Origin of the sequence: Citricoccus sp. GCM10030269, assembly GCF_042665635.1 — a bacterium.
Lineage (GTDB): Bacteria > Actinomycetota > Actinomycetes > Actinomycetales > Micrococcaceae > Citricoccus.
In genome coordinates this window covers 684,276-707,408 of sequence record NZ_JBHTCV010000002.1, presented here as the reverse complement: position 1 = coordinate 707,408, position 23,133 = coordinate 684,276, and the positions used below count along the sequence as shown (strand labels likewise).

The window sequence follows — 23,133 nt, the reverse complement described above, 5'->3', positions numbered from 1 at the left end:
TTCCAGCCTACGGCGAGCCAAGACGACACCCGACACTGCCGGGGCGCAGAGTACCGGCCGTCGTCGGGCAGTGTGTTTCGATAGGTGGATGGAGCCGAAGCCCGATCGCCACGCCGCGACCAACCGCCCCATCACCTGCAGCCCCGCGACGACGATTCCGCGTCCCGAGGAAGAGCCCGAGGACGAGTTCCTGTGGCTCGAAGACATCCACGGCGAGCGCCCGCTGGAGTGGGTGCGGGAGCAGAATGCCCGGACGGAGGCCCTGCTCCACTCGGACCGCTTCGAGCAGCTGCAGCAGGACCTGACCGCAGTGCTGGAGGCCCCGGACCGCATTCCGCACGTGTCCAAGCGCGGTGAGTGGTACTACAACTTCTGGCGCGACGGCGACCACCCGCGCGGTATCTGGCGCCGAATCCGGTGGGAGCCGTACCTTGCGGGTGAGTCCGACTGGGAGATCCTGCTGGACGTGGATCGTCTCGCCGCCGAGGAAGGCACCGACTGGGTGTTCTCCGGGGCTCGCCTGCTCCGCCCGGACTGGGACCGCGCCCTGATCCGCCTCTCCCCCGATGGCGGTGACGCCGTGGCCTTGCGCGAGTTCGATCTGGCCACCCAGGACTTCGTGCCCGAGGGTGAAGGGTTCGTGCTGCCGGTGGCCAAGACGCAGGTGTCCTGGATCGACCGGGACCAGGTGCTGGTCGGCACGGTCACCGACCCGGATCCCGAGAGCGGTGACGCGACCCGCTCCTCCTACGCTCGAACCCTCCGCGTCCTACACCGAGGCCAGGCGCTGGCCGAGGCCGAGACCGTCTTCGAAGTGGACCCGGGCCACGTGGCCGCGTTCGGTGGTCACGATTCGACCCCGGGATGGGAACGCACCCTGGCGATCGACGCCATCGACTTCTTCCACTCCACCACCTGGTTGCGTCAGCCCGAGGCCGGCGGCCGTCGCCCGGGGTGGCGCCAGATCGACGTCCCGCGCGATGCCGAGGTAGATGTGCACCGCCAATGGCTGACCGTGTTCCTGAAATCCGAGTGGGAACTGCCGACCGCCGTCCACCCCGCCGGTTCACTGCTCATCTGCACGGTCGAGGGTTTTCTCGACGGCTCCGAGGAACCGCGTCCGGCCTTCATGCCCGCACCGGATGCCACCCTGTCCTCCTGGACCTGGACCGCTTCTCACTTGGTGCTCACCGTGCTGCAGGACGTGGCCTCCCGGCTGATGGTGCTGCCCCAGGCCTCCCTGAGCGCCCCGGAGTCCACGCTGGGCACCCCCGAAACGGCCGTCGAGGCGCGGCGGCCGGATCAGTCCGCCCGGTGGATCGCCCTGGCCCAACCGAATCCGGCCGATCCGTTCCTGACGCTGTCCGTCTCCGCCGTCGACGACGAGGACCCCGAGTGCGGTGACGACCTGTGGATCACCGCCACCGGCGCGCTCACGCCGCCGACTCTCTTGCGGGCCACGCTCCCGGTGGACCTGGACGAGGCCCGGCCCGACGTGGACCCGGACCCGGACGCCGGAACCCTGCCGGACGACGTCGTGCCCGCCCTGGTGACCGTGCGGACCTCCCCCCACCGTTTCGACGCCACGGGGATGTCCGTCCGGCAGCACTTCGCGGTCTCCGCGGACGGCACCCGGGTGCCCTACTTCCAGATCGGCCCGGAGAACCTCGAGCGCGACGGGCAGAACCCCGTGTTGATGGACGGGTACGGCGGATTCCTCGCCTCCAAACTGCCCGCGTACTCCGGTGTGTACGGCCTGGGCTGGTTGACCCGCCGGAACGACGCCGGCCGGTCCGGCATCCACGTCATCGCCAACATTCGCGGTGGTGGCGAATACGGCCCTCAGTGGCACCGGGCCGCCCTGCAGCAGAACCGGCACCGGGCCTACGAGGACTTCGCCGCCGTCGCGCGTGACCTCGTGCGCCGCGGGGTGACGAGTCGGCCGTATTTGGCGGCGACCGGCCGCTCGAACGGTGGTCTGCTCATGGGCAATATGGCCACCCGGTACCCCGAACTCTTCGGGGCCCTGAGTTGCGGAGTGCCGCTGCTGGACATGCGCCGCTACACGGTCCTCTCCGCCGGTCACAGCTGGATTGCCGAGTACGGCGACCCGGACGATCCGGCCCAGTGGGAGTTCATCCGCACCTTCTCGCCGTACCACCTGCTGCTCGACCGCGACGTGCCGGGTGCAGAGGCGGGACGTGACGCCGAGGGCGAGGGAACCGGCTACCCGGACCTGCTGGTCTGGACGGCCACCTCGGACGATCGAGTCGGCCCCGTGCAGGCCCGCAAGATGGCCGCTCGGATGGAGCGCCTGGGCGTGCCGAACGTGTGGTTCCACGAGGACCTCGACGGCGGCCACGCCGGCGCCTCCGACCACCGCCAGGCTGCGGCCATGCACGCGCGATCTCTCGAGTTCCTCTGGCAGTCCGTGGGTGATGGACCGCTTTGATCTATGCGGGCCAGTCCCGCTACCATGTCAGGGTTACCATCTGAGCGATGGGAACAGTGGAGACGTGCCAGAGCGGCCGAATGGACTTCACTGCTAATGAAGGGTCCGGTGAAAGCTGGACCGGGGGTTCAAATCCCCCCGTCTCCGCAGTGGGAAGCCCGGAACCATGAGGTTCCGGGCTTTTTCCTTGCCCTGACTCTGCCGCTCGCTGGCTACCGTGCTCACATGCCGCCACTCCTCCCTATTGCTATTGCGCCGCGATTCCCTGGCTACCGTGTCGCGATTCGTGCCGATCCTGAAGAGTCGCAGTCATTTTCAGCACGAGCGGTCAGGATCAGCGCGAAAACTCGGCAGGCGGGCAGGCGGGCAGGCGGGTAGGCGGGCGGGAGCGCCGCGGATCTAGCCTCAGGACTGCACAGTGCCTAGCCTCGGAAGGGTGACCGCTCGGTACGAAAGCTGGGTCCGAAAGCTAGGAACGAAGGAGAGCAGATCATGCCCGACAACCACTCCATCGACTGGCTGCAGAACGCCACCGTCTTCGGCAACGACGGTGAGAAGATCGGAACGGTCGGCCAGGTGTATCTCGACGACCAGAGTGACCAGCCGACCTTCGTAACCGTGAAGACCGGCCTGTTCGGCCTGAAGGAGACCTTCGTGCCGGTCGATCAGGCTGCACAGACCGACGACGGCCTCCAGGTTCCCTATGACAAGGCATTCATCAAGGATGCCCCGAACGTCGATCCCGATGGCCTGTTGTCGCCCGATGAGGAGCGCCGCCTCTACGAGCACTACTCCATGGAATACCGCGGCGGCGGGGGTCGACCACCGGAATCCGGCACAGAGCCCGGTTCCAGCCCCGGCACAGATTCAAACCCTGATGCCGACAGCGACCGGGATCTCGGTCTAGCGGCTGCCCAAGACACGGCGGCCACCGGGATCGGTGGACTCGGAACCCAGCGCGGAGACACCGACGAGACCGCGTCCGACCTCAATAGGGACGTGAACACGGCCAATCCGGAGGACGGCCCCACCGGCCCCGGCTGAGAGAACCCTCAGTCGTCCTGGCCCTGCTCCCGCTGCAGAATGTGCAGGAAGTGCAGGGCCTCCTCGGCGGTCAGCACCGTGTTGGCAGAGAGTTCCAGGGCCGCATCCTCTACGCGGCCGTCCCGCACCAGGGCGGTGAGCTGGTCGCGCAGGAACGGCGGCAGGTCGTCGGAGGAGACACGAACCGTGGTCTCGTCGCGGACCACCTCCAACTCGAAGGGGCGGTCGGCCGGCAGCTGATCGCCGAGCCAATCCTCGGGTACCACGAGGTCGGAGGTCTCCGGCGCCGTCGGGGCATCCGGGGTCTGTTCCTGCGGCGGGATGGACGGCGAGCCGTCGGCGGCGGGCGAGGGAGCCGGCGTCGTGCTGGTGTTGGTGTCGCTGCCGGTGTCCGGCTTGCTCCACATCTGGGGGTAGGTGGCCAGGGCCTGGACGTCGATCATCGCCTCGAAGGTGCCGACGCCGGTGGAGCGGCGGTAGGCCATGACGGCGTCGGACGTCCGCCCGGCGGCGATGAGCCGGTAGACCTCCCGGTGGGTTTCCTGGTCCAGCCGACGTGAGGCGGCGCGCGCATTCTCGGAGCTGACGCGGCCGGCGAGCAACCCACGGCGCGTGCGGCCGCTGTCCTGCTCGGACGTGGTCCCGGAATTCGCACGGCGCGAGAGCCACCAGGCACCACCGCCGACGACGGCGCCCACGACCACGACGATCAGCACCGGAATGAAGTACTCCATGGTCCCAGTCTAGGGCGATACCCTCAGGGTGCGTCGACGGTCCAGACCCGATGCCCGGGGGCCACTCGTTCCGGGTTGTGTGAGGTGAACAACACGACCCCGGGGTAGGCCTCCAGCTCGGCTCGGAGCAGGCGCAATCCGTCCTCGTCAAGGTCGGAATCGATACCGTCCAGCACCAGCAGCGACGGATTGTCCAGCAGGGCACGGCCCAGTTTGAGGCGGGCCACCTGAGAGCCCGTCAGCGGCTGTCCACCGTTCTTGATCCTCGTGCTCTCGCCCTGCGGCAAAGCACCGAGCACCTCGTCCAGCCCGACTCGGGCGAAGGCCTCGCGGGTCTGCTCCTCCGTGGCCTGAGGCTTGCGGTAGGTGATCGCTCGGGACAGGCTCCCCCGCTCGAGCGGAATGCGCGTGGAGGCGTGGCCGAGCAGTTTGCGGCGCTGGCGTCCCGGCGCCCGGGTGTAGTCGTAGCCGTCCACCGTCATCTCGAGGGGCGGGACGTCGCCGCCCGGCTCCGCGGCGGTGTTCTGCCCCGCCAACAACGTCGCCAGGAAAGGCTCGATCCGGCCGGGGTCATGGGACTGGATCTGGATGACGTCACCGGCGGTGGCGTGCAGCATGGGCACGCGCCGACCCTGGACGACCATGCGGCGGACCCACAGGCTATTGCGCTGGGCGACCGAGCGGTCCCGCTCCACGTGCTTCCAACGCTCTTCCCGGTCTTCCTCGGCCTTCAGGAGCGACTCGGCCTGGGCCAGTAGAGGGGCCTGGATCCGGCGGGCGGCTTTGTAGTTCTGCCGGTACTCGACCACGCGCCCCAGGTCCCCCAGCGGGGTGGACATCACGCCCACCAGGGTCATGGCCGAGGCCACACCGGCGGTGTCGATCAGCCCGAGAGCTCCCAGCACCACCACGGCGGCGGTGGCCAGCGAGGCCGCCGTGATGGCGGATGCGCGGACCAGTCCGGTGATGCGAGCGCGAGCGACGGCGGCGTTGACCACCTTGCCCGAATCCCGGTCCAGCGCGTTGAGTTCGCGCTTGATGCCCCCGGCGGCCTTGACCGATTCCCCGGCCCGGACGGTGTCCGCAATGCGAGCGGACATCCGCCCACGACGACGGCGCAGGTACCTCGCGCGGGTGAAGGTCACCTTGGCCAGCGGCGGCACCGCCACACCGAGCAGCACGATGGGAACACCGACGGCCAGCCCCACCTGCCAATGCGAGATGGCGAGCGCCCCGAGCACCACCGCGATCAACGGCGGCGAGGTCAGCAACGGGACGAGACCCTGCGAGATCCAATTGCGCACGGCGGTCAGGTCATTGGACGCACGGGTGATGGTGATCCCGAGCGATGGGTTGCCGGGCCCGGCCAAGGTCGTCCCGATCAGCTTGCGGCGCAGCTCGTAGACGTAGTCCTGCCCGAGGTCCTCCCCCACCACGCGTTCGCCCCAACGGGCTCCGAAGATGGACAGCACAGAGACGGCCAGAATGGAGAGCTGGAGCCAGGGCACGTAGGTTCCGGCCTCGGCCACGGCCGGGGGCAGGGCGGATCCATCCGCGGCCGTGCCGTTGTTGAGAGCGGCGTTGACTCGGGCGGGAGCCCCCAGCAGGGCGTTCACCGTGAAGGCCATGACCAGCGCCATGATGGCCTGGAAGATGCCCAACAGGAACAGGATGACCAGCAGATAGCGACGACGGCCCGCCCAGACGGTGGGCATCTTCTCGCTGTTCTCGCCGCGGCTGTTCGCGCCCCGGCTGTTCGCGCTCTGCCCGTTCTCGCCCCGGCCGGTGGCCTCAACCGTTCCCTCGTCCTCCAGATCCGTGTCGGCGCCCACTGGATCAGCTGAGCCGTCGGACTGGACATCGCTGTGCGGTCTCATGGCCAGCCGCTCAGGCATGGGGCAGCAGTGCTGTCGAGACCGCGGCGTCGGTCAGTTCATAGGTGTCGATCACCGGCACCCCGAGGCGGGCGAGGATCTCGTTCGCCTCGGCGGTGGCCAGCGGCGATGAGGTCAGCACCCCGGAGACCGCGGCCACGTCGAGGCCGGCATCCTGCAGTTCGCGGACGCCGCCCACGGCGCCGAGGGCATCTCCGGCGGCGAAGACCACCCGATCCACCACGGACTGAAAGAGCGGGTCCCGCAGCAGTCGGGCGGTCTCCCCCTGGTAGACACCGTCGGCGATCTCGACGAGCACCACGTCCGTGTCCGTCTCCGCCATGGCATCCACCAGGTTCACGGTCAGCGAGCGGACCTGCTCGAAATCGAGCTTGAAGGTGGTCGGGTACCCGAAGTCCGTGAAGTCCAGGACCTTGGCGGCCCCGCCGTCCCCGTAGATCATCGGGTCATTGCCGGCGCCGGTGCCGGTGGACTTGCCGGCCGAGACCGTCAGGCCAGCCTTGGTCAGGCCGTTGACGAGGGTGGCCATGGCGGTGGACTTCCCGGAGTTCATCGAGGTCCCGAGCACGGCGACGACGGTCGGGCGGCCCGGCAGGGCGGCGCTCAGTTCCGCGGCGGAGGCGCCGATCTCCGGGACGGGGTTCAAGGAGTACGGAGCGAAGCGGGAGAGATTCACGATGCCGGACTCGTCCGCCAGCAGCCCCAGCGGCTCGATCATCGTCGGGTCGTCCATGTCGGCATGCTGTTCGGTGACGGTGCCGGCCAGTCCGCCAGCGGCGATCAGGTGGCACGGCTCCAAGGACGACGGGACGTGGGCCAGGAACTGGTCGGCGGCGTACCGATGACCGTAGGCGACCATGATGAGGGAACCGGGGAACAGGATAGCCTTGCGGGATGCGGGGGTCTCGACGCGCTTGTGGTGGCGGATCTCGGTCACCCGGGCCACGACCACGTCGCCGGCCCGCGGGATAACCGTGGGCCCGGCGGCCAAGTGGAACGAGGTGCTCTCGGCCTCCAGCGCCTCAGCGACGAAACGGGTCGTGTAGGCGGCCTGGATGCGGCACGACGGCGGCAGATCCAGACGCTGGTACGTGGCCGCGGCGGTGTCCACGATGGTCAGTGCGCTGCTCGAATGCGTCATCTCGATGGTCATGGCGTGGCCTCTCACTGTGTTTCCGTGACCGCTCGGGGTGTTCCGCCGGCCTCGAGAACCATCGAATCAACGCGCTATGAGGAGCACATGAGTCCAGGATGAGAGCGTTCTCATCTGTGGTCGGGGCTGCGCATGAGACTGGCCAGGATCATCGCCAGCACCGCCAGGCCCGCCGTCATGAACACCGTCCCGGGCCAGCCTGCGCCGGCGAGGAAGATCCCGCCGAGCCAGCCGAAGACGCTCGAGCCGGCGTAGTACCCGAAGTTGTACAGCGACGCCGACTGGGCCCGTCCCGCCACCGCGGCCGCCCCGGCCCAGCCCGAGGCGATCGCGTGCGCCGCGAAGAATCCGCCGGTGAAGACGACCGTGGCCACCAGCACGACCCAGACCAGCGGCACTAGGGTCAGCAGGACGCCGCCGATCATCACCGCCGTGGACACCAACAGCACCGGCCTGCGCCCATACGTGCCGGCCAGTCGCCCGGCCAGGGGGGACGTCCAAGTCCCGGCCAGATACGCCAGGAAGACCAGAGACACGACGGCGACCGGCAGGTTGAACGGGGCCTCGGCCAGGTGGAAACCGAGGTAGTTGTACATGGCCACGAAGCCACCCATGAGCAGGAAGGCCTGGGCGTAGATGGTCCAGAGCGCTCGCGACCGCAGATTCCCGGACAGCGCGCCGATGGCTTGCTTCAGGGAGGTGCGGTGCGGAATGAAGCCGCGGGCCGCCGGTGCCAGCAGCAGGAAGGCGACGGCACAGCCCACGGAGATCACCGTCACCACGAGCATGCCGGTACGCCAGTGGGCGAGTTCACCGATGGGGGCGGCGACGATCCGGCCGAGGAGCCCGCCCAGGGTGGTTCCCGAAATATAGGTTCCGGCCGCCAACGCGGACGATTTCGCCGACACCTCTTCGTTCAAATACGCCAGTGACAGTGCGGGCACGCCCCCGAGCGCGAAGCCCTCCAGGAACCGGAATGCCAGCACCGCCTCGAATCCGGGCACCAGCGCGGCCACCAGCGAGAAGGCGTTGGCGGCCATGACGGCCCATCCCATGGTCTTCTTCCGCCCGAAGCGGTCTCCGGCGTACGACCACGGGATCACGCTGATCGCGAGTCCGAGGGTGGCCAAGGAGATCGTCAGGGCCGCATCGTGGGCGGTGACACCGAGGTCGACGCTGATCAGGGGCAGAAGCCCCTGGGGGGAGTACAGCTGAGCGAAGGTGGCGACGCCGGCCAGGAACAGTCCCAGCAGCAGCTTGCGGTATCCGGGAGTTCTCGGCGTGTGCCCGTACCAGGATCCCGTTTCGTCTCCGCCCACGCTGTCGACTTTAGCCGCTGGCCCGTGCCTGACCATCTCCCGCGGCGCACCTGGCCTAGGATGGCATTCCGTGACGACTTCAGTGGATCTCAGCCAGTCCTTCAAGGCCTACGACGTGCGCGGCCTCGTCGGGGACACCATCACCGACGACTCCGTGCGGGCGGTGGGAGCAGCCTTCGTGGATGTGCTCGGACTGGCCGGCTCGCGGGTCCTGGTGGGCGGCGACATGCGCCCCTCCTCCCCCGCCTTCGCACAGGCCTTCGCCGAGGGCGCGACCCGGCGTGGGGCGGATGTGGTGATGCTCGGGCTGATCTCCACGGACATGCTCTACTACGCCTGTGGTGTCGAGGACGCCGCCGGCGTGGTCTTCACCGCATCGCACAATCCGGCCGCCTACAACGGCATGAAGATGGCTCAGGCCGGAGCCGTTCCGGTGTCTTCAGACACGGGCCTGTACGAGATCCGTGACGTCGCCCAGCGCTATCTCGATGCCGGAGACATCCCGGCCGCCGAGGCGTCCGGCACGGTGAGCGAGCAGGACATGCTGGCCGGTTACGCGTCCTACCTGCGTTCCCTCGTGGACCTGTCCGGCATCCGGCCGCTGAAGGTCGTGGTGGACGCCGGCAACGGCATGGCCGGCAAGACGACCCCCGCCGTCCTGGGCGACACTGTGCTCTCCGCCCTCCCCCTGCAGATCGAGCCGTTGTACTTCGAGCTGGACGGCACCTTCCCGAATCACCCGGCCAATCCGCTGGAACCGGCGAACCTGCGCGACCTGCAGCGCGCGGTGGTGGACCATGGCGCGGACATCGGTCTGGCCTTCGACGGCGACGCGGACCGCTGCTTCGTGATCGACGAGAAGGGCGATCCCGTGTCGCCGTCGGCGGTCACTGGACTGGTCGCTCGCCGCGAGATCGCCCGCGCCAAGGCCGGCGACACCGTCAACGGGACCGTCCACGCCCCGGAGACCGAGCCGGTGGTCATCCACAATCTCATCACCTCCCGCTCCGTGCCCGAGTTGGTCGAGGCCGAAGGCGGCCGGGCCGTGAAGACGCGCGTGGGGCACTCCTTCATCAAAGCCGTGATGGCCCAGGAGCACGCGGCGTTCGGCGGGGAGCACTCCGCGCACTACTACTTCCGCGACTTCTACAACGCGGACACCGGCATGCTGGCGGCAATGCACGTGTTGGCCGCTCTCGGAGAGCAGCAGTTGCCCCTGTCCGAGCTGGCCGCCGAATACAACCCGTACTTCGCCTCCGGGGAGATCAACTCCGAAGTGCAGGACAAGGTCGGCGCGGTCAGCCGCGTGCTGTCCGTCTTCGCTCCCTCACTGGCCGAGGATGCCACCGCGTCCGGCCAGGACACGGTGGCCGGAACGGCACTGGCCGGGACCGCCGTCACGGTGGACCGGTTGGACGGCACCACCGTCTCCGCTCAGGACGGCTCCTGGTGGTTCAACCTCCGGCCCTCGAACACGGAACCGTTCCTGCGCTTCAACGGGGAAGCTCATGACGAGCAGACCATGGCGACGGTGCGCGACGAGGTGCTGGGCCTGGTGGGCGGTCAGGGATCCTGACCCGCGGCACCAACAGCCTGGGCACCGCTGATCCGCTAGTAGTCCGCTAGTAGTCCACTGGCGCTATCCCGCTAGGGCCAATACCAGGGGCAGCACCCCGGGGGCGCCGGCTTCGCGCAGAATCCGTCCGGCCTCGGTGAGCGTCCACTTGCTGTCCGCCCGGTCGTCCACCAGCAGGATCGGCCCGTCCTGACCAGCCTCTCTGGCGGAGGCCAGCTGAGCCGCTATCGCCTCCGGGACGGTGAACTGCTTCCAGACGGAGGCGAGCCGGAAAGCACTATTGCCGCCGGGCTCACTGCGCGGACCGCCGTCCACGAACTCCAAGGATCCCAGGTAGGGCAGCTTCCCGATGCGGGCGATGCCCTCGGCGAAGGAACGGACCAGTTCGGGGCGGGTCCGGGATGGCATGGACACCACCGCCACCGGACGTTGCTCCCAGTTCCAGGCGGCCAGGACCTGAACGGCACCCTGCAGCAGATCCTGGTCGATCGGAGCATCCGCGCTGTTGTGCACCGCGTTCTGCACTGCACCGTCCTGCGGCGCACTGTCCTGGGCCGTACTGAACAGTGCGCGAAGCCGTCCACCCCACCCGAGGTCCGTCATCCTGGCCACCGCCCGGCCTTCGCTGACCTGCAGGTCCTCGGGGATGCGTCCCTTCAGCGGCACACCGAGGCGGTCCATGCCGCTCGGCCAGCTGCGGCGGGGCTCTATCGCCACCCCCACTCGGCCCAGGGCACGGGTGGCGTGGTCTTTGGCTGATTGCTCGACGCTCGTGGGGTACCAGGCGCCGGCGCAGTTGTCGCAGCGGCCGCACGGGGAGGCGTCCGGATCGTCGAGGACGTGCGCGAGAAACTCCATCCGGCATTCAGTGGTGTTCTCGTAGTCGAGCATGAGCTTTTCCTCGGCCACTCGGGCCTGAGCCACCCGACCGTAGCGTTCACCGTCATAGCTCCAGGGCTGGCTCGTCCGTTGCCAACCACCTTGAGTGCGTTCCACGGCCCCGTCCACGGCGAGGACCTTGAGCAGCAGCTCCAGCGGCGTTCTCTTCACGTCCACTCTGGTCTCCAGGGCAGGCAAGGACAGCGGCCGGCCCGCCGCCTCCAACTCGCCCAGCACGGCGCGGGCGCGGTGCTCATCCGGCATCGATGTGGTGGCGAAATAGCGCCAGATCTCCCGGTCCTCCGTCCCGGGTAGCAAGAGCACGTCGGCATGATCGGTGGCGCGTCCGGCACGGCCCACCTGCTGGTAGTAGGCCACCGGAGAACTCGGAGCGCCGAGGTGGATCACGAAGCCGAGGTCCGGCTTGTCGAATCCCATTCCGAGCGCTGACGTGGCCACCAGGGCCTTGACCCGGTTGTCCTTGAGGGACTGCTCCAACTCGGCGCGCTGTTCCGGGTCGGTCCGGCCGGTATAGGCGGCGACCTCGTAGCCCGCCTCTCGCAGGGCACGGGCCGTGTCCTCTGCCGCCGAGACCGTGAGGGCATAGACGATGCCGGATCCGCCGAAGGAGCCGAGATGGGTCAGCAGCCAGGCCAACCGGCTGGCCGGACTGGGCATGCGCAGCACCCCGAGGCGCAGAGACGAACGTGCCAAGGGCCCCCGGAGAATGAACACGTCCTCGGTGCTGGCCACGCCCAACTGCTCCGCGACGTCCTGAACAACCCGTTCATTGGCGGTGGCCGTGGTGGCCAGCACCGGAACCCGCCGGTCCCCGGTGCCGGGCAGCTGACCGATCAGATCGCGGATCCGGCGGTAGTCCGGGCGGAAGTCGTGGCCCCAGTCCGAGATGCAGTGGGCCTCATCCACCACCAGCATCCCCGTGCGACGGATCAGGTTCGGTAGCTGGACGTCCCGGAAGCGCGGATTGTTGAGCCGCTCCGGAGACACGAGAAGCACGTCGACGGCGTCCTCGGCCAAACGCTCCTGGATCAGATCCCATTCGGTGGCGTTGGCCGAGTTGATGGCTTCCGCCCGCACCCCCGCCCGGGCCGCTGCCGCAACTTGGTCCCGCATCAAGGCCAGGAGCGGCGAGACGATGAGCGTGGGCCCCGCGCCGCGGGCGCGCAACAACAGGGAGGCCACGAAGTAGACCGCTGATTTCCCCCAGCCGGTGCGCTGAACCACCAGTGCACGACGGCGGTCGGCCACCAGGGCCTCGATGGCCTCGAACTGCCCCGGGTGGAAATCGGCGTCCTCACGGCCCACCAGTGCGCACAGGATCTCCCGTGCCTCTGCGCGCAAGTCGGCACGGCTCGTCTCCGCGATCATCGCTGGGGAGCCGCCGTCGTCGTTGATGTCCGCCATGGACTCAGTATTCCAGGCAGGCCGGACGCGCTACGCCGACGGCGACCGGGTCCGGGGAGGACACGGCCGCCGTCGTGCATTGTGTAGTAGTTCAGGAAAGCAGTGCTTTCCGGTCAGGCACCGATGCGCTGCTTCAGGCCCTCCAGCTGACCGCGGATCGACTCCGGCAGGGACGGACCGAAGCGGTCGAACCATTCCTGGATCGAGGCACTCTCGGTCTTCCACTCCTCCGGGTCCACCTTCAGGGCGTCTTCGAGGTCATTCTCGGCGACGTCGAGGCCCGTCAGGTCGAGGGCGTCTGCGGTGGGCACATAGCCGATGGAGGTCTCCTTCGCACCCGCCGTGTCTTCGAGCCGCTCGACGATCCACTTGAGCACGCGGGAGTTCTCCCCGAATCCGGGCCAGGCCATGCCGCCGTCGCGGTTACGCCGGAACCAGTTCACCAGGTAGATCTTCGGCAGCTTGTCCTGATCGACCTCGCCGGAGACCTTGACCCAGTGGCCGAGGTATTTGCCGGCGTCGTAGCCGATGAAGGGCAGCATGGCCATCGGATCGCGGCGGACCACGCCCACAGCTCCGGCGGCGGCCGCCGTGGTCTCCGAGGAGAGGGTGGCGCCCTTGAAGATGCCGTCCTCCCAGTCGAAGGACTCGGTGACGAGCGGGATGGTGGTCTTGCGGCGGCCGCCGAAGAGAATGGCGTCCAGCTTGACCCCATTGGGCTCCTGGTACTCCGGCGCCAGCATCTCGGTCTGGTCGATCGGAGTGCAGAACCGCGAGTTCGGATGGGCGGCCGGCGTCTCGGACTCCGGAGTCCAGTCGTTGCCCCGCCAGTCGGTCAGGTGGGCAGGCACCTCTTCGGTCATCCCCTCCCACCACACGCCGCCGTCGTCAGTGAGGGCGACGTTGGTGAAGATGGAGTTGCCCTTGCTGATGGCCTTCATGGCGTTCGGGTTGGTGGACCATCCCGTGCCCGGTGCCACGCCGAAGTAGCCGGCCTCGGGGTTGACAACGCGGAACTCGCCGTCCTTCCCGGGGCGGATCCAGGTGATGTCATCGCCCAGGGTCTCGGCTTTCCAGCCCTCGATAGTGGGCTCGATCAGCGCGAGGTTGGTCTTGCCGCAGGCCGAGGGGAAGGCGCCGGAAACGGTGTAGGACTTGCCCTCGGGGTTGGTCAGCTTGAGGATCAGCATGTGCTCGGCGAGCCAGCCCTCGTCCCGGGCCATCACCGAGGCGATCCGCAGCGCGTAGCACTTCTTGCCCAGCAGGGCGTTGCCGCCGTAGCCGGAACCGTAGGACCAGATGGAGCGCTCTTCCGGGAAGTGCACGATCCACTTGGTCTCGTTGCACGGCCACGGCACGTCGACGTCGCCCTCTTCCAGCGGCGCCCCGACGGAATGCAGTGCCGGGACGAAGAACGCCTCGGTCTCTTCCATCTTCTTCAGCACATCGGTACCGATGCGGGCCATGATCCGCATGGAGTTCACCACGTAGGCGGAGTCGGTGATCTCGACACCGAACTTCGGATCATCGGCTTCCAGGTGGCCCATGACGAAGGGAAGCACGTACATGGTGCGGCCATGCATGGAACCCTTGAAGGCGTCCTGGAGGATCGACTTCATCTCGGCCGGGTCCATCCAGTTGTTCGTGAAGCCGGCCTCCTCCTCCTTTTCGGAGCAGATGAAGGTCCGGTCTTCCACCCGCGCGACGTCGGCCGGGTCGGAGAACGCTGCATAGGAGTTGGGGAACTTGTCCTCGGCCAGCTTGACGAACGTTCCGGCTTCGACGAGTTCGCCCGCGAGACGGTCGTATTCCTCCTGCGACCCATCCACCCAATACACAGAGTCGGGCTCGGTGAGCTCCGCGACCTCCTTCACCCAGTCCAGCAGCTTGCCGTAGCTGGTCGGCGCGTCCGCCACGGCGCGATCTGCGAACGTGAGCGAGGAGTTGATGACCATGGGGGTTTCCTCCATTGGGTTGCGGGTGCATTCCGGTTTCGCCCCGGGAATGCGGCCGTGCAGGGGCCGGCACTCCATTGTGCGTACACCGTCTCCGGTGGCCATTCTACCTACGGAGATTCCGCCGCTTTCTCGGTGACGAAGTCGGTCGGGCTACCCTATACGTCTTCGCCCGCGGAAGCATCCACCGACCGAGCGTCCCCACGATTTGGTGAACAATGGGTGGACCGGTATAGTCTTTCAAGGCCGTTCGCGGCCGAGCGCCCTTAGCTCAGCTGGATAGAGCGTCTGTCTACGGAACAGAAGGTCAGGGGTTCGAATCCCTTAGGGCGCACCGAATTCAGAGGTCGGGACACAGTGAAAATGTGTCCCGACCTTCGTCGTTAACGGGGCTCACGAGTCAAGGGCGGCTTGCCCGCGATTTAGTGGTGACTTTCGCGCGATTCGTGCTCATCCTGACGACTCGCATGCAAAATGACTGCGACGTGTCAGGATCGGCGCGAAAAGCACCAGCGCCAGCCTCGATGACCGCAGTTCAAGGACCGCAGCTCAGGGGCGCGGGACGACGAAATGGGTCATCCGCGCGTCACGGCCGTCGAGGGTGGCCCACTCGCCTCGAATCCGGAAGACCTGCAGCCCCAGGGTGGGATAGTGTTCGGCCATCCTCACCACGGCGTCCTCATCAGAATCGACGGAGGCGATGCGCATCCCGAGATCTTGGACCCACGGCATGTGCCCGACGACCATCAGCGTCCGGACCTGCTCCTCGGTCTCATTGATCACGGCGAGGGCGGCGGCCGCGTCGGCGTCGTAGAGCCGGGAGTCCAGATACGGCGTCGGCGCCTTCTCCCCCAGCTCGCTGCACACCCAGGTGCAGGTCTGCCGGGTTCGCACGGCGTCCGAGCACAGGATCATGTCCGGATAGAGCCCCTGCTCCACGAGCCATCGCCCGGCCACGGGAGCCTCTCGATCACCACGGCCACCGAGGGGACGATCATGGTCGGAGACCCCGTTCGGCCAATCCGACTTGGCGTGGCGGAGGATCAGCAGCGTCTTCTCGCCCGTCCTCTCGGCACCGGCTGGTGCGGACATCACGACGTCGGCTCAGATGCTGTACTCCGGGGCCGCCCACACGACGACCTCGGGGTGCTCGTAGAAGCGGTAGCCCTGTCCACGCACGGTGCGCACGGTGCCGGAGAGGCGACCGAGCTTGGAGCGCAGCCGACGGATGTGGACGTCGATGGTGCGCTCGTTGGGCACCTCGTCGGAGTTCTTCCACAGGGACTCGAGGAGTTCATCGCGGCCCACGGTCCGGCCACCGTTCTCGACCAGGTAGTTCAGCAGCTCGAACTCCTTGTAGGTCAGGTTCAGCCCTTCGCCATCGAGTTGAACCTCGCGCCGGGCCAGATCGATGAGCACCCCGGGCTGCCGGGTGGACACGGGCGCCGGAGCCTGGCGCAGGTCAGGACGCTCGCCCAGCTGGATCGTCGGGTCTCCCAGGACCTGCCGAACGACCTCCAAGTCCGATCCCGGGGCTCCCGCGGGAGCAATCGCAACGGCAGCCGCAGACTCAGATCCGGGCACCAGGGATTCGACGTAGTGGCGCAACTCATTGGCCAGACGGGTCAGCGAGGTCCCGGCGGCAGATGCGGCGGACTCGTCCATGCCGACGTAGATCACGAAGCCACGGGCCTCGGTCTCCGTGGCCACAGCTTGGGGACCTGGAACGCCATTGGGCGCCAAGACCGGCATCGGCGCGGTCTGAGGGCCCGGCTGCGTCCCGTCCGACCCGGCCTCCGCTTCGTTCTGAACCGAGTGCAGCTGGTGGTTCGGCTGGCTCGCCGGTGCCCCATAGGTGCCGCCGTGTTGGCGATAGCTGCGAACTCGGGCCGCGCGCCGCTGGGCGTTGCGGACGGAGATGTGGACGTATCCCTGGGGACTTGTAGTCATGTCGATGAATCCTTGCGTCAGTGTCCTGTCCGGTGCGGAGCTGGCGGGTTAGACCGGGTTACGGCCGAACCCGCCGGCTACACCCGCGACGGGAGCCGACTCGGCCGTACCGCTGGCGCCATCGCCCGGCGGTCGCGATCCCCTCGGAGAGGGCCGAGTCGCTGAAGTTCATGGGACAACACTCTGTCGTCATATTTGTTCCGTGCAAGTAACAATTGCCCTGTTGTCTCAGCATTTGAGACAAACACGCTCAAAAGTGACCAAGCTCACGCTGACGGGGGCCGATCGACGTCCGGAGCGACCCGACCGGATCAGCTCATTCGGCCAGGCCATACAGGCGGTCGCCCGCATCGCCGAGACCGGGCACGATGTACGACTGATCATTCAGCTTCTCGTCAATAGCCGCGAGGTAAATGGTCACGTCCACCTCGGAGAGCTCCCTCTCCAACCGGTCGATGCCTTCAGGCGCTCCGAGCAGACAAATGCAGGTCACGCGCCGTGCGTTGCGCTCGTACAGAAAGCGCACGGCCTCGGCGAGGGTTCCACCAGTGGCCAGCATGGGATCGAGAATGAACACGTGGCGGCCGGTCAGGTCCGCCGGAAGACGTTCGGCATACGTGACGATGTCCAGGGTCTCCTCGTTCCGGGCCATGCCCAGGAAACCGACCTCTGCGGTGGGAGCCATGCGCACCATGCCCTCCAGCATGCCCAGGCCCGCCCTGAGGATGGGGACCACGAGGGGCGTGGGCTTGGCCAGCCGCATCCCCGTCGTGACCGAGACCGGCGTTTCGATCTCCACCGGCTCCATGGCGACGTCCCGCGTCGCCTCGTAGGCCAGCAGCATGACGAGCTCCTCCGTCAGCTGCCGGAAGATCATCGACGGTGTCTTCGCCTTCCGGAGAACCGTCAATTTGTGGGCCACCAACGGGTGTTCTACGAGCTCTACGCGCATGGTCACAACCCTACCGGGCCGCCTCCCGACTGCCCGGCGACCGCCCTCCGCCCACGGATTGCCGCCACCAAGTCCTGACACAATGTCAGTGTCAGTCCTGACGGCACCGCCCACGCCAGCGCCCACGTCAGCGCCTGCCATCCCCACACTCCGAAAGGAACCGAGTGCCCGAGCCGAGCCGCGGAAGCTACACCGTACCCACCCCAGAACCAGCACCGCGAGCGCCCACCACCCTTCTGGTGGGCCTGCTGGCCCTGCTCTCTGCTGTCGCACCCTTGGCGACCGACATGTATCTTCCGGCCTTCCCGGACGTCGCCACCGACTTGGGCACCACCGCCTCGGGCGTTCAACTCACCCTGACGGCCTTCATGCTCGGCCTGGCCGCCGGGCAGTTGGTCATCGGCCCCCTCTCCGACTCCACCGGGCGACGAGGGCCATTGCTGGCCGGTACCGTGCTCTGCCTGGCCGCGAGCGTGGTCTGTGCGCTGGCTCCGGACATCACCGTGCTGACCATCGCCCGGTTCCTCCAGGGGTTCACCGGTGCCGCCGGCATCGTGCTGGCCCGGGCCATCATCACCGACACCACGCGAGGCCCCTCCACCGCCAAGCTGATGAGCCTGATGATGGTGATCGGCGGCATCATGCCCGTCCTCGCTCCCCTGGCCGGTGGCGTGGTGCTGGAGTTCCTCGACTGGCGCGGGATCTTCTGGGTCGTCGCCGCCCTGGTGGCCGTGATGATCCTCGGTGTGGCCACGGTGGTGCGGGAGACGCTTCCGCCGGCTCAGCGGCACGCCGGAGGCCTGCGCAACCTGCTCGCCAACGCCGGGACGGTACTGCGTCACCGCGGCTACGTGACGGCCACCCTGGTCTTCGCGATGTCCTTCGGCGCGCTGTTCTCCTACATCTCCGCCTCGCCGTTCGTGCTGCAGAACGTGGTGGGGCTGACGCCACTGCAGTACTCGATCGTCTTCGGCGTGAACTCGCTCGGCCTCATGGGCTCCGGCGCGCTGAGCATTCGCCTCGTCAGCACTCTGCCCGTCCGCCGGGTCCTGGGAGGCGGACTGACCCTATTGCTCCTGGCCACCGTCGGCCTCTTCACCACGGTCCTGCTCGGCACGGCCCTGGTACCCGTGCTGATCTGCATGTTCGCGCTGACCTTCTCGCTGGGCTTCGTGCTCGGCAACGCCTCCGCTCTGGCCATGCGGTCGGTCCCGACGGCGGCCGGCACCGGTTCGGCGTTCATGGGCGCCTTCCAGTTCCTGCTGGGTGCAGCGGTGGCCCCCTTGGTGGGCATCGGCGGGGAGCACAATCCGATGCCGATGGCCGCCTTTGCCTTGGGCTGCGCCGCCCTGGCGGGGACCTCCTTCCTGGCGATTCCGCGCTCTCCTGGCGATGGCGACGGAGCGCGGTCATGAGAAACACCGAGCACGATGCCTGGATGGGACTCGCCCTCGAGCAAGCCCGGGCTGCTGCCGAGTCCGACGACGTGCCGATCGGCGCCGTCGTCGTCGGACCGCAGGGCGAGGTGTTGGGCACGGGGCGCAATGAGCGCGAGGCGACGGGCGACCCCACCGCCCACGCGGAGGTGCTGGCCTTACGCCGGGCGACCGCCGCGCGTCGGGAAACCGGTTCTGGCGATGGATGGCGACTGTCCGACTGCACGTTGGTGGTGACGCTGGAACCCTGCGCGATGTGTGCCGGCGCGATCATGCTGGCCCGGGTTCCGCGCCTGGTCTTCGGCGCCTGGGACCCCAAAGCCGGGGCGTGCGGGTCCGTGTTCGATGTGGTGCGGGAACCCCGGCTGAATCACTGGGTCGAAGTGCATCCGGGAGTGCGCGGTCCGGAATGCGTCGGGTTGCTGACCGAGTTCTTCAACGCTCACCGCGGCTAGCGCGGGGCGGGGCTCTGTGATCGACTCCAGTTATTGCGAACCGATCTCATTTAGCATACCGTCGGGCCATGCCCTCATCGTCGCCGCAGTCACCCGAGTCACCTGAGTCGTCCGCGTCACCCCAGCCACGTCAGACTCGCCGGTCGCCCCGGCCGGCCCACCACGATGACGCCAGCGGGCCGCTGTTGGCGTGGTGCGTCGGCCACCGGTGCGCCGCACTGCGGCGACTGAGCCGGCACGGCGAGACGACCGACCGCATCAAGTCGACGATTGCCGGCACCGCCGGTGCCGTGATGGTCTCGTCGACCTGTCTCGGACGGTGCGAGCTGGCCAGCGTCGCCGCGGTGGGTCGTCGAGACGGATCCAGCGGGCAGGCCGGCCCTCTCGTGTGGTTCACCGGAACGGAGCAAGGCACCCGGTTCGAGGCTCTGGAATCGTGGATCAGCACCGGAGGACCGCGGAACCTGGTGCGTCCGGACGCGGCGATGCCGGCAGCACTCTCGGAAGCGACCTGTGGCATCAGCGGACCACCGACCCTGCACAGACGGTGAACAGGTGATCTGCAGTGGCGAGCCGGCGGTGAGCAGACGGTGAGCCGGCACGGCAGAAGCACTGGGCAAGCGATTGAGCGGCGATTTTGGGACCGACGTGCCCGGCGGATACCATGGAACGCCTGGTGACGTGTCCGAGCGGCCGAAGGTGCAACACTCGAAATGTTGTGTAGGTTCACCCCTACCGTGGGTTCAAATCCCACCGTCACCGCCGAGAAAGCGCCCCCGGCTCCGTAGAGATCCACGGAGCCGGGGGCGTTTTTCGTCAGGGCCCTGGCCCCTGGAGAGCCGGGTCAGTTCTTCCGGTAGTTCTCCCGGGCGAAGGCCGAATACGGGGCCGGTTCTACGGTGGCCCGGATGGAGACCTGTCGGTGCGCCTCCACCGACGGCTTGGTGGAGTTCGGCTCTTCTCCCCAGAGGACGGTGACCGTGGTCCCGGGGCTGGCGAACTCGTTCTCGAGGCTGGCCAGCGAGACGAACGCCTGCTCGTTGGTGATGTAGCCGGCGTCGTGGGAGATCCCGACGTCCTTGCCGTCCACGAGCACCCGGTCCACCTGGTACTGGCCATACCGGGCCTTGGGCAGATCGATGTACTTCGCGGGCACTCCGGGCTCGAACTGCGACCGCAGGGCCGCGGCCACATCTTCCGGCTCCCAGACGAGGGTCACCTTCTGGCGCCGCTGCTCGGCGGCATGGCGCTCCAGAGCGGCCCGGCCGATGAACTCGTGGTCGAAGGACACGCTGCGCCCGTAACCGAGGTCATACGGCGTGAGGTAATAGTCCTCCACTCGTTCGGACTGCAGGCTGCCGGCCAGAGATCCGGCCCGACTGGCCGGCAGCCATTCCCGGTACTCCTGGGTTCCTTCGCCGCTGAAGATCGCCGGGAACGGGGACGGCACCCAGGCTGATTCCAGGTTGGACGAGGAGTACGCCTTCGACCCCACCTGCACGAGGTCGAGTCCTTCACCAGCAGCCAACAGCGCGGAACGCACTCGCTCGCCATCGGCCCACGGCCCGAAGAGCTCGAAGCCGGGCTGACCGGCCATGCCGTGGCGCAACGACCGCACGGTCACGCCGTCGATCTCGAAGGTGGCCATGCGGAAGAACTTGGTCTCGGGCACCGGCTGACCCGTGGCCTTCTCCATGAGCTCCAACGCCTTCGGCCCCTGGATCTCGAAGCGGTACTGCTTCGGGTCGCCCTGACGCACCGCGGAGCTAGCATCTCGCTCGAAGGAGACGTCGTACTCGCCCTTCTCTCCGTGGTACTGCACCCAGTCCAGCACCATGTGCCATCCGACCAGGTCGAAGGAGTTCTCCTCGAGGTGGAACAGGATCGCGTCCCCGATCAGGTATCCCTCATGGTTCACCGCGATGAACTGCTTGGCCCGGTCGACCGCGAAGGAGCTGAAGCTGTTGACCCCGACGTCGGAGAGCAGCTTCAGCGCGTCAGGGCCGGTGATGAACAGGTCGGTCATGTGATGGGACTGGTCGAGCAGTGCCACCGAGGTCCGCCAAGACTTCTGCTCCGAACGCCAGTTGGTGAACTCCGGCTGGACAGGAAAGACGGTGGGTTTCACGGGGGCATTGCGCAGGTAGTTCACGGCGGAGCCGGCTGCGGTGATGGCATCGGCCAATGATTCGGTCATGGAGTCTCCAAACGAGTCGAGGGGTGGGTCATGAGGTGGGTCATGAGGTTGGGGCATGAATCACCATCAGCGTACGTATAGTTGGGCCGAGTGGGCATAAGGATTGCTTATGCACAACATGTCGGCGCTTACCCCAGGAGACCTCGTGGACCTGAACCTGTTGAGGTCATTCGTGGCCGTCTACGAGTCGCGGAGCCTCACTGCGGCCGCAGCTCGCCTGTACGTCACCCAACCGGCCATGAGTCAGGCGCTGTCCCGGTTGAGGCGCCACCTGGACGACCCGCTGTTCACGCGAGCGGGTCGGAGCATGGACCCCAGTCCCCTGGCCCACTCGATGTATCCGGAGTTCAGGGACGCATTGGTCTCCATTGACCGTGTCCTCGACTCGGTGCACGGATTCGACCCGGAGACCTCGGAGCGACGATTCACCGTGGCCATGTCCGAGCTGGGCGAGATCGGCTACTTCCCCGCCCTCTTCGCCGCCGTACGGTCGCAGGCACCCGGAGTCCGGATCGACACCGTGCCCCTGAACGTCAGTGAGCTGCCCGAGTGGCTGGCCCGCGGCACAGTGGATCTCGCCGTGACGTCCTTGCCGATCTCTGGTTCCTTCGATCACGTGGTGCTGAAAGAGGAGCGGTACGCCGTCCTGATGGGCGAGAACCATCCGCTGGCTGCGAGTCCGGTGTCCGTCAGCGATTATCTCCAGGCCGACCACGCCGTCGTCGCCGGGGATTCGGGACGCCCCCATCTGGAAGCCGCGATTCGTCGCGTGGGCACCGCCGTGCAACCCGTGGCGTCCGTCAACCATTTCGCCTCGCTGCCTCCGCTGCTGGCGGCACGGGATGACCTGATCGCCACGGTCCCGCAGTCGATCGCCGCCGGCTGGTCCGAGTCGTGGCCGCTCGTGGTGCGCGATCTCCCCTTCGAGGCACCCGGCGCCGAGATCTCCCTGCTCCGGCGCCAGACGAGTCAGCACACCGCCGCACTCGACTGGTTCCATCGGACCGTGATCCGCGCTCTCCGCGGTGCCCCGGGGGAGTTTTCCGCCATCAGGGCATCTTGAGAGCACCCTGAGAACATAGACCTATGAGCGTGAAGATCCTGGCCATCGGCAAGAAACACGAGCCATGGGTGGCCGACGGCATCGACCGCTACGCCAAGCGCCTCAAGAAGCCCTTCGACGTCTCGTGGCAGTTGCTGCCCCATTCGGCCCGGGACGGCGACTCCGCCCGTGCCGAAGAGTCAGCGCGGATCCTCACCAAGGTCGGCGAGCGCGACCATGTGCTGTTGCTCGATGAACGCGGGACCACCTTCGACTCCCCCGGCCTGTCACGGCACCTCCAGTCACGCTTCGACACCGGGCAGGCCGTCACCGTGGTGATCGGCGGCGCGTACGGCGTGGATGAGTCAGTGCATTCCCGGGCGGACACCGTGTGGTCGCTGTCGAAGCTCGTCTTCCCGCACCAGCTCGTGCGCCTCATCCTGGCCGAACAGCTCTACCGAGCTCAGGAAATCGCCGGCGGTCGCCCCTACCACCACGTATGACCGTCCCGACGCCGGCCCATCGGCTTGTGTAGCGCCCGACGGGACCCAGTCGAGCGGACAGGACCCAGTGATGTAGTGCTGGGTGCGGTCCGGAGCACTGGGACAAATCAGGAGTCAGCCGACGGACTGACCCGCTTGCCGTGTCCGTGCCGAGTCGTAGGCTGAA

Annotated in this window: 18 protein-coding genes and 3 tRNA genes; 11 read left to right on the top strand and 10 right to left on the bottom strand. The window is 67.6% G+C overall.

The window, feature by feature from the left end:
* Window positions 1-88 precede the first annotated feature (88 nt).
* From ACFQQD_RS06335 to ACFQQD_RS06325, 3 genes are all read left to right on the top strand, one after another.
* Window positions 89-2,452 carry a prolyl oligopeptidase family protein gene (locus ACFQQD_RS06335; RefSeq protein ID WP_378087373.1) on the top strand — a complete coding sequence of 788 codons (2,364 nt, stop codon included), beginning with the start codon at window positions 89-91 and terminating at the stop codon, window positions 2,450-2,452.
* A 58-nt stretch (window positions 2,453-2,510) separates the two neighbouring features.
* Window positions 2,511-2,599 (top strand) — tRNA-Ser (locus tag ACFQQD_RS06330).
* A gap of 345 nt (window positions 2,600-2,944) precedes the next feature.
* On the top strand, window positions 2,945-3,496 hold the full coding sequence (locus tag ACFQQD_RS06325; protein ID WP_378087371.1) for a PRC-barrel domain-containing protein: 552 nt from the start codon (window positions 2,945-2,947) through the stop codon (window positions 3,494-3,496).
* Window positions 3,497-3,504: 8 nt separating this feature from the next.
* Here the strand turns inward: ACFQQD_RS06325 and ACFQQD_RS06320 are convergent, their stop codons facing one another.
* From ACFQQD_RS06320 to ACFQQD_RS06305, 4 genes are all read right to left on the bottom strand, one after another.
* The gene (locus tag ACFQQD_RS06320) at window positions 3,505-4,230 is read right to left on the bottom strand and encodes a hypothetical protein (RefSeq protein ID WP_378087369.1); all 726 of its coding nucleotides are present in this window, start codon (window positions 4,228-4,230) and stop codon (window positions 3,505-3,507) included.
* Between the two features lie 23 nt (window positions 4,231-4,253).
* The gene (locus tag ACFQQD_RS06315; RefSeq protein ID WP_378087367.1) at window positions 4,254-6,125 is read right to left on the bottom strand and encodes an ABC transporter transmembrane domain-containing protein; all 1,872 of its coding nucleotides are present in this window, start codon (window positions 6,123-6,125) and stop codon (window positions 4,254-4,256) included.
* Window positions 6,118-7,278 (bottom strand): DUF1611 domain-containing protein, encoded by a 1,161-nt coding sequence (locus ACFQQD_RS06310; RefSeq protein WP_378087365.1) that lies wholly within the window; start codon window positions 7,276-7,278, stop codon window positions 6,118-6,120. The genes ACFQQD_RS06315 and ACFQQD_RS06310 overlap by 8 nt, the downstream gene beginning before the upstream one ends.
* Window positions 7,279-7,388: 110 nt before the next feature.
* Window positions 7,389-8,597 (bottom strand): MFS transporter, encoded by a 1,209-nt coding sequence (locus tag ACFQQD_RS06305; protein ID WP_378087363.1) that lies wholly within the window; start codon window positions 8,595-8,597, stop codon window positions 7,389-7,391.
* 70 nt (window positions 8,598-8,667) lie between these two features.
* Here ACFQQD_RS06305 and ACFQQD_RS06300 point away from each other — a divergent pair, with 70 nt between their 5' ends.
* The gene (locus tag ACFQQD_RS06300; RefSeq protein WP_378087361.1) at window positions 8,668-10,173 is read left to right on the top strand and encodes a phosphomannomutase/phosphoglucomutase; all 1,506 of its coding nucleotides are present in this window, start codon (window positions 8,668-8,670) and stop codon (window positions 10,171-10,173) included.
* A gap of 63 nt (window positions 10,174-10,236) precedes the next feature.
* Here the strand turns inward: ACFQQD_RS06300 and ACFQQD_RS06295 are convergent, their stop codons facing one another.
* Both ACFQQD_RS06295 and ACFQQD_RS06290 read right to left on the bottom strand, forming a co-directional pair.
* Window positions 10,237-12,441: a RecQ family ATP-dependent DNA helicase gene (locus tag ACFQQD_RS06295; protein WP_378087544.1), complete on the bottom strand. Its 2,205-nt coding sequence runs from the start codon at window positions 12,439-12,441 to the stop codon at window positions 10,237-10,239.
* A 149-nt stretch (window positions 12,442-12,590) separates the two neighbouring features.
* Window positions 12,591-14,432: a phosphoenolpyruvate carboxykinase (GTP) gene (locus tag ACFQQD_RS06290; protein WP_378087359.1), complete on the bottom strand. Its 1,842-nt coding sequence runs from the start codon at window positions 14,430-14,432 to the stop codon at window positions 12,591-12,593.
* A 260-nt stretch (window positions 14,433-14,692) separates the two neighbouring features.
* Between ACFQQD_RS06290 and ACFQQD_RS06285 the strand changes: the two genes are divergently transcribed.
* Window positions 14,693-14,766 (top strand) — tRNA-Arg (locus ACFQQD_RS06285).
* Between the two features lie 215 nt (window positions 14,767-14,981).
* Here ACFQQD_RS06285 and ACFQQD_RS06280 read toward each other — a convergent pair.
* The 3 genes from ACFQQD_RS06280 to upp all read right to left on the bottom strand — a co-directional run bounded on the left by ACFQQD_RS06280 (window position 14,982) and on the right by upp (window position 17,334).
* A complete protein-coding gene (locus ACFQQD_RS06280) occupies window positions 14,982-15,524 on the bottom strand; it encodes a SixA phosphatase family protein (RefSeq protein WP_378087542.1) in 543 nt (180 codons plus the stop codon).
* A gap of 12 nt (window positions 15,525-15,536) precedes the next feature.
* Window positions 15,537-16,382 (bottom strand): winged helix-turn-helix domain-containing protein, encoded by an 846-nt coding sequence (locus ACFQQD_RS06275; protein WP_378087357.1) that lies wholly within the window; start codon window positions 16,380-16,382, stop codon window positions 15,537-15,539.
* Window positions 16,383-16,698: 316 nt separating this feature from the next.
* Window positions 16,699-17,334, bottom strand: coding sequence for a uracil phosphoribosyltransferase (gene upp, locus ACFQQD_RS06270; RefSeq protein ID WP_378087355.1), 636 nt, complete (start codon window positions 17,332-17,334; stop codon window positions 16,699-16,701).
* Between the two features lie 164 nt (window positions 17,335-17,498).
* Here upp and ACFQQD_RS06265 point away from each other — a divergent pair, with 164 nt between their 5' ends.
* From ACFQQD_RS06265 to ACFQQD_RS06250, 4 genes are all read left to right on the top strand, one after another.
* Window positions 17,499-18,749 (top strand): multidrug effflux MFS transporter, encoded by a 1,251-nt coding sequence (locus tag ACFQQD_RS06265; RefSeq protein ID WP_378087353.1) that lies wholly within the window; start codon window positions 17,499-17,501, stop codon window positions 18,747-18,749.
* The gene (locus ACFQQD_RS06260) at window positions 18,746-19,225 is read left to right on the top strand and encodes a nucleoside deaminase (RefSeq protein WP_378087351.1); all 480 of its coding nucleotides are present in this window, start codon (window positions 18,746-18,748) and stop codon (window positions 19,223-19,225) included. The genes ACFQQD_RS06265 and ACFQQD_RS06260 overlap by 4 nt, the downstream gene beginning before the upstream one ends.
* A 68-nt stretch (window positions 19,226-19,293) precedes the next feature.
* Window positions 19,294-19,776 carry a hypothetical protein gene (locus tag ACFQQD_RS06255; RefSeq protein WP_378087349.1) on the top strand — a complete coding sequence of 161 codons (483 nt, stop codon included), beginning with the start codon at window positions 19,294-19,296 and terminating at the stop codon, window positions 19,774-19,776.
* Between the two features lie 124 nt (window positions 19,777-19,900).
* A tRNA-Ser gene (locus ACFQQD_RS06250) sits at window positions 19,901-19,987 on the top strand.
* A gap of 82 nt (window positions 19,988-20,069) precedes the next feature.
* On the opposite strand, the gene ACFQQD_RS06245 is transcribed toward ACFQQD_RS06250, so the two are convergent.
* Window positions 20,070-21,422, bottom strand: a complete 1,353-nt coding sequence (locus ACFQQD_RS06245) for an aminomethyl transferase family protein (RefSeq protein ID WP_378087347.1) — start codon at window positions 21,420-21,422, stop codon at window positions 20,070-20,072.
* Window positions 21,423-21,531: 109 nt separating this feature from the next.
* On the opposite strand from ACFQQD_RS06245, the gene ACFQQD_RS06240 reads away from it, so the two are divergent.
* A complete protein-coding gene (locus tag ACFQQD_RS06240) occupies window positions 21,532-22,485 on the top strand; it encodes a LysR family transcriptional regulator (RefSeq protein WP_378087345.1) in 954 nt (317 codons plus the stop codon).
* A gap of 23 nt (window positions 22,486-22,508) precedes the next feature.
* A complete protein-coding gene (locus tag ACFQQD_RS06235) occupies window positions 22,509-22,967 on the top strand; it encodes a 23S rRNA (pseudouridine(1915)-N(3))-methyltransferase RlmH (protein WP_378087343.1) in 459 nt (152 codons plus the stop codon).
* Window positions 22,968-23,133: the final 166 nt, after the last annotated feature.